Annotated in this window: 2 protein-coding genes; both read left to right on the forward strand. The window is 44.3% G+C overall.

Going from position 1 to position 6,343, the window contains the following annotated elements:
• Nucleotides 1-79: 79 nt before the first annotated feature.
• A complete protein-coding gene (locus NDI33_RS21890) occupies nucleotides 80-1,207 on the forward strand; it encodes an aldo/keto reductase (protein WP_190676744.1) in 1,128 nt (375 codons plus the stop codon).
• Between the two features lie 316 nt (nucleotides 1,208-1,523).
• Nucleotides 1,524-5,756 (forward strand): PAS domain S-box protein, encoded by a 4,233-nt coding sequence (locus NDI33_RS21895; RefSeq protein WP_190676746.1) that lies wholly within the window; start codon nucleotides 1,524-1,526, stop codon nucleotides 5,754-5,756.
• Nucleotides 5,757-6,343: the final 587 nt, after the last annotated feature.

Genomic DNA, 6,343 nt, shown 5'->3' on the forward strand with positions numbered 1-6,343 from the left:
AAGGCAAAAGCCAAAAGCCAGAAAATGAACTTTTTACTTAGCGATCGCGGCTTTCTCTTGCTCTTTCTTTTTACTTTTTATGCGTTATCGGCGGTTTGGAAAAACAAATTTACCGCTTTCAGTGTTTTCTTGCGGGACGATGCGCTGTCTGGCTTCCTTTGAAGATGCCTACCAGACGGTGCATCAAGCCGTTGCTTGTGGAATTAATCACTTAGAAACCGCGAGGGGTTACGGCAAAAGCGAAGAATATCTCGGTGCCGCTTTAGCCGCAGGATTGCCCCAGTCGCGAGAACAGCTTTATATCACTACCAAACTTCCCCCAAGCAGTGACGCCGATACGATGCGTCGGTGGATTGATGAGTCGCTCTTGAACTTACAGACTGATTTTGTGGATTGTCTGGCGCTTCATGGCCTTAACACCTGGGAACATTTAAACTGGGTGCAAGTGGATGGAGGCTGTATGCAGGCGGTGCAGGAAGCCGTGGCAGATGGTAGAGTTCGACACGTTGGCTTCTCTACCCACGGACCGCTGGATGTGATTCTAGCGGCGATTAACACCAATTTATTTGAATTCGTCAACCTGCATTATTATTACTTTTTCCAGCGCCATGCCCCGGCGGTTGAGTTAGCCAACCAAAAGGATATGGGAATTTTTATTATTTCACCAGCGGATAAGGGGGGGCTACTCTACACGCCACCGGAAACGCTTCAACATCTGTGCCATCCCTTTTCACCCCTAGAACTAAATTATCGGTTTCTGTTGAGCGATCGCCGCGTTACCACGCTTAGTGTTGGCCCAGCGAACCCCAGCGAATTGACGGAATGTTTGGCGGTTGCTGAGCGCGATGAACCGCTGAAACCAGAGGAAATTGCAATTTTCGACCGCTTACAAGCTCATTTAGGAGTAATTTCTCCAGATTTATGTAGTCAATGCTACGCTTGTTTGCCCTGCCCAGAAAACATCAATATTCCAGAAATATTGCGCCTGCGTAATTTAGCGGTTGCCTATGACATGACAGCGTATGGTCAATACCGCTACCGAATGTTTGAAAATGCCGGTCACTGGTTTCCGGGGATGAAAGGCGATCGCTGCACTGACTGTGGTGACTGTCTGCCCCGATGCCCTCAACATTTAGACATTCCAGCGCTTTTGCGTGATTCTCACCAGCGTCTGAATGGACAACCTAGGCGTCGGCTTTGGGAATAATCGTAACGGTAGTTGCGTAAAGATAGTTGCGTGAACAGATTTTAAGGCAACCAGGATGTAGGGACAGGGTATTTGTGCCCTTGCCTGATGCTGTTATCACTCCGACGATGAACAGTATCCTTAGCTTATTGGTTTAAGTTTTACACCTATCTAAAGATATATACTTGTTAAGATGTTTAGTGATCTGGATTACCGACACATTGATTTATGTAAAATAGCTTAAAAAAGAATTTTGCTAATCCATTGGTTAAGGTTGGTTTAAAGTTTGACTTTGAGAAGGTGGGCTTTGAATATTCCATAACTATATTTGGTAGTCATGAAAAATCAGCTTACCTCTACAGAAAATCTAGTTCGCAGAATTGTATCTATTTATATATTAATTAGCATTATTTATATTGTTTCTGGGAATGAAATACTTAATTTACTGAGCAATAATTTAGCGTTTTTAATCCAGTTAGAGACGCTGAAAGAGTGGGGATTTATTCTATCTATTAGCGGGTTGTTGTATGTTCTAATTCGCGCTGGCTTACAATTGCAACAATCCGAGCATAATTATCGCCGTATCTTTGAGAACACCGTTGAGGGAATTTATCAAGTTACGGATGATGGACGCTATATGAATGCGAATCCAGCGCTGGCACGCATTTATGGCTACAACTCACCAAATGAACTTATTGGCAATCTTCATTGGCACGCAAGCAATTTGGAGTTGTATCAATTACTCCAAAAAACTGATGCCGTAACGGGATTTGAATCTCAGGTTAATCGCCCCGACGGCAGTTGCATTTGGATTTCTTCTAATGCCCGTGCTGTGCGCGATCGCAGTGGCAAACTACTTTACTACGAAGGCACCGTTGAAGACATTACCAGCCGTAGGCGGACAGAGCAAGCACTGTTCGACAGTAAGGAACAATATCGCGTTATCTCAGAACTGACCTCTGATACCTATTGCGTAACAGTTGCCCCTGACGGTCAAATGACAACCGAATGGGTGTCAGAGACCTTTTTGCGAGTGAGCGGTTACACGTCCGCGGAAATTATCACTCTTGATGGCTGGCGGCGGCTTATTCATCCCGACGACTGGTTAAAAGTTCAGCAAAATTTTCTCAACCTAGTTTCTGGTCACTCTGAGATTAGCGAACACCGGATCGTGACCCGTAGCGGTGAAGTTCGATGGGTACGAAATTATGCGCGATCGCAATGGGATGAGCAAAAACAAAGAGTTATTCGGATTTTGGGGGCATTGCAAGATATCACAGACTGCAAAGCCGCTGAAGCGTTACTTCAGCGAAGTGCTGGCGAGATTAATCAAATTTTTAATATGCTGCCCAGTTTTGTCTGGAAGTTCTGCCCTGCGACCACCCAGTTTATCTATGCCAGCGATATTCTAACCGAACTCAGTGGCATTTCTACACAGGCATTTTTTGAGAATTATCAAGTTTGGGACGATCGAGTCGATTTAGGGCATGAATCCCAAGAAGCAATTCGGATAGCTTGGGAAGCAATTACCAAAGGCGAACCCTATCAGGTTGTTTATCTTTTTCACACTCTTCATAGAGGCGATCGCTGGTTTGAAATTACAGCTAGACCTGCCATAGAGGATGGCGTTCTCTATTACTACGGCAGTACCGCAGACATCAGCGAAAGGCAACGGCAGACGATGTTATGCAAGCAGGCAGAAACAGCCTTACGGCAAGCAAATGAAGCGTTAGAAATCCGAGTCCAAGAGCGTACCGTTGAGCTAGAAGATGTTGTCCAGGCACTCCAAGCAGAGATTGCCGAACGCAAGCTCGCTCAAGAAACCTTAAAGCATTATCAATTGCTATCGGAACATGCCCGTGACATTGTTTTGTTTATTGGGAATCAAGGGCAAATTATCGAAGCGAATCAGGCGGCAATTCAGGCATACGGTTACGAACGCGAAGAGATTGTTGCCTTAAACATTCAGGACTTGCGAGATCCTCCAACTCATACAGCGCTCGCTCAACAACTGGAGCAAGCAGAACAGCGAGGCATCTTATTTACTACCACTCACCGCCGCAAAGATGGCAGCACTTTTCCAGTGGAAGTCAGTTCCCAAAGCTGGGTAATTGACAATCAAAGAGTTTTATTAAGTATTATTCGGGATATCAGCGAAAGCCTCCGGCACGTCACGCTACGCAAACTGGCAGAGGAGGCATTGCAAAAAAGCGAGGAACGGTTCCGCAATTTGCTGGAAACTACCAGCGATTGGGTATGGGAGGTAGATGAGAATGCTGTTTACATTTACACAAGTCCCAAAGTGCGCGACATCTTAGGTTACGAACCTGAAGAAGTTTTGGGAAAAACGCCCTTTGACTTAATGCCGCCGGAAGAAGCCTTCCGGATTGCGAACACTTTTGGGCCAATTGCTGCCCAAGCAATACCATTCTCTTGCCTAGAAAATATCAACATCCATAAAAACGGTCATCGAGTTGTTCTAGAAACCAGTGGCGTCCCAGTTTTTGATAGCTCTGGGAAATTTTGTGGCTATCGCGGTATAGATCGGGACATTACCGAACGCAAACAATCTGAAGAAGCTCTGAGGGAAAGTGAAGAGCGATTCCGAACAATTTTTGAAAGAGAAGCGATGGGTGTCGTCCTGACCACTTTAGAGGGGCGGCTTTTGGCAAGTAATCCCAAGTTTCGGGAAATTTTAGGTTATAGCGAACAAGAACTACAAGGGATGCTTTTCAGTGAGTTGGCGCATCCAGATGATGCCATGCAAGACCGGGAACTTTACCAAGAGTTAATGGCTGGAAAGCAGGATTCTTACCATTTGGAAAAGCGCTATATCTGCAAGGATGGTCATGTGGCTTGGGGCTACTTGACCGTTTCTTTGATTCGCAGTCCCAGCGGTGCCCCTCAATTTAGCACTGCCACCATTCAAGACATTACCGAACGCAAGCAGATAGAAGCAGCGCTACGGGAATCAGAAGAGCGTTTCCGCCAATTAGCGAAAAATATTCCGCAAGTTTTCTGGATGACGACTCCCGATGAGAAACAAATGCTCTATATCAGTCCCCCTTATGAGCAGGTATGGGGGCAAACTTGCGAAAGCCTTTATCAGCAGCCTGAATCTTGGCTGGATTCTATTTATCCAGAAGATCGGCAGTCGGTGATAGATGGGCTTGAAAAACGCCAACAAGAAGTGGACGACTACGAATATCGGATTATCCGCCCGGATGGGACGATTCGGTGGATACGCGATCGCTCCTTTCCAGTTCGGGACGAGACAGGGCAAGTCTATCGAATTGCCGGAATTGCAGAGGATATTAGCGATCGCAAGCGAACGGAGGAGGAGGTTTATTTTCTGCAAACCATGACCCAAGCTATTTTTGAGTCTCCAGACTTTCACTCAGCGCTATTCGTAGCACTCCAGAAAGTGTGTGAAGCCACTGGCTGGGATTTTGGGGAAGCCTGGATTCCACAATCCGACAACAGCGTTCTCGAATGCAGTCGAGGTTGGTATAGCCGTGCCACTTGTCTAGAGGAATTCCGGCAAGGAGGCGAGAACTTGACCTTTGCACCAGGGATTGGGTTACCCGGTCGTGTCTGGGTCTCAAAACAACCAGAGTGGCAACGAGATGTTTCCGGTGAGTCGCATCAAGTTTATTTCAGGGTAAATTTGGCAATGAAAATTGGATTAAAAGCCGCTTTAGGAATTCCAATTATTGCTGATGATACTGTTTTGGCTGTCCTTGTGTTTTATATGTTTGAATCTTGCGAACAAGACGAACGACTCATCGAACTGATTTCCGCTTCAACTGAATTGGGATTATTCATGCAGCGCAAGCGAGCAGAAGAAGAAATTCGCAATGCTTTGGAAAAAGAAAAGGAACTGCACGAACTAAAATCCCGTTTTGTTTCTATGACTTCTCACGAATTTCGTACCCCGTTATCGACTATTTTGTTTTCGGCTGGATTGCTTGAAAATTACGGCTTTAAATGGACAGAAGAGAAGAAAAGGATTCATCTGCATCGAATTAAAACTGCTGTTCAACGGATGGACGGGATGTTAGATGAAGTGTTGCTTATTGGCAAAAATGAAGCTGGCAAGACAGAGTTTAACCCTGCCGCGATAGAGCTAGAAACATTCTGCCAAGACCTTGTAGCAGAAATGGAACTAACAGCAGGCGCTCGCCATTCCCTAATTTTCTCAAGTCAGGGAGAATGTCTCGCAGCTTGCATTGATGAAAAACTGCTGCGCCACATCCTCAGCAATTTACTCTCAAATGCTATCAAATATACCCCAGGGGGGGGTATTATAAAATGCGAACTTAGCTGCCACAATGGGGAAGCCATCTTCCAAATTAAAGATCGAGGAATTGGCATTCCTCCACAAGATCGGCAACGATTGTTTGAAACCTTCCATAGAGCTTCTAATGTTGGCAATATTCCTGGAACTGGCTTAGGATTAGCGATTATTAAAAACTTTGTAGACTTACACAAAGGCAAAATCACCGTAGAAAGTGAAGTCGGAGTGGGTACAACCTTTACGATTAAGTTACCGTTGAGCGGGGATTGTTAAGCTTCAGGGGCTAGTTTTAACCCGTTATAGCAAGGATTTTAATAACGGTATCTTTATATACCAAACTTGGAAAAAATCTTCCTCTACATTCTTTTCCTGTCTTCGCTGATTTTTTCATTCTAGGCGGCTTGACTGTTACCTAGGTTCGATTAATAAGGTTAGTTACTATAGGAAGGTAAGAACTTCTTATATTTATTTTTGATAAGCATTAAATATAAAATTTTGAATTCAATTATTTTACTTTCCCTTGCAAGTGAAATTATAATGAATTAATTGTCTAATATTTATGGATAATCCCATAGATATTGCTGGTAGATTTGGCTTTGAAAAAGTATAAAAATAGACTTTTATCCAGGGAGAGGGTGCATAATTTCACTTAAATAAATGTTATTACAGATTGATAAAATCTAAATTCAGGAAGCAGGACAACCTTTATAAATTAAATAGTTTGCACAACATCGGGGAAATAAAAAGGGTAGTGCCCAAGATGTAATGATGGAGAAGAAGAGTTTCTTTGTGATATTTTCCTCTTATGCCCGTCTGTCCCATTTGTGCATCTACTCAAACCGTCAAAAATGGTCGCATCC

This window comes from Trichocoleus sp. DQ-A1, from assembly GCF_039961955.1.
Classification (GTDB): domain Bacteria; phylum Cyanobacteriota; class Cyanobacteriia; order Cyanobacteriales; family FACHB-T130; genus FACHB-T130.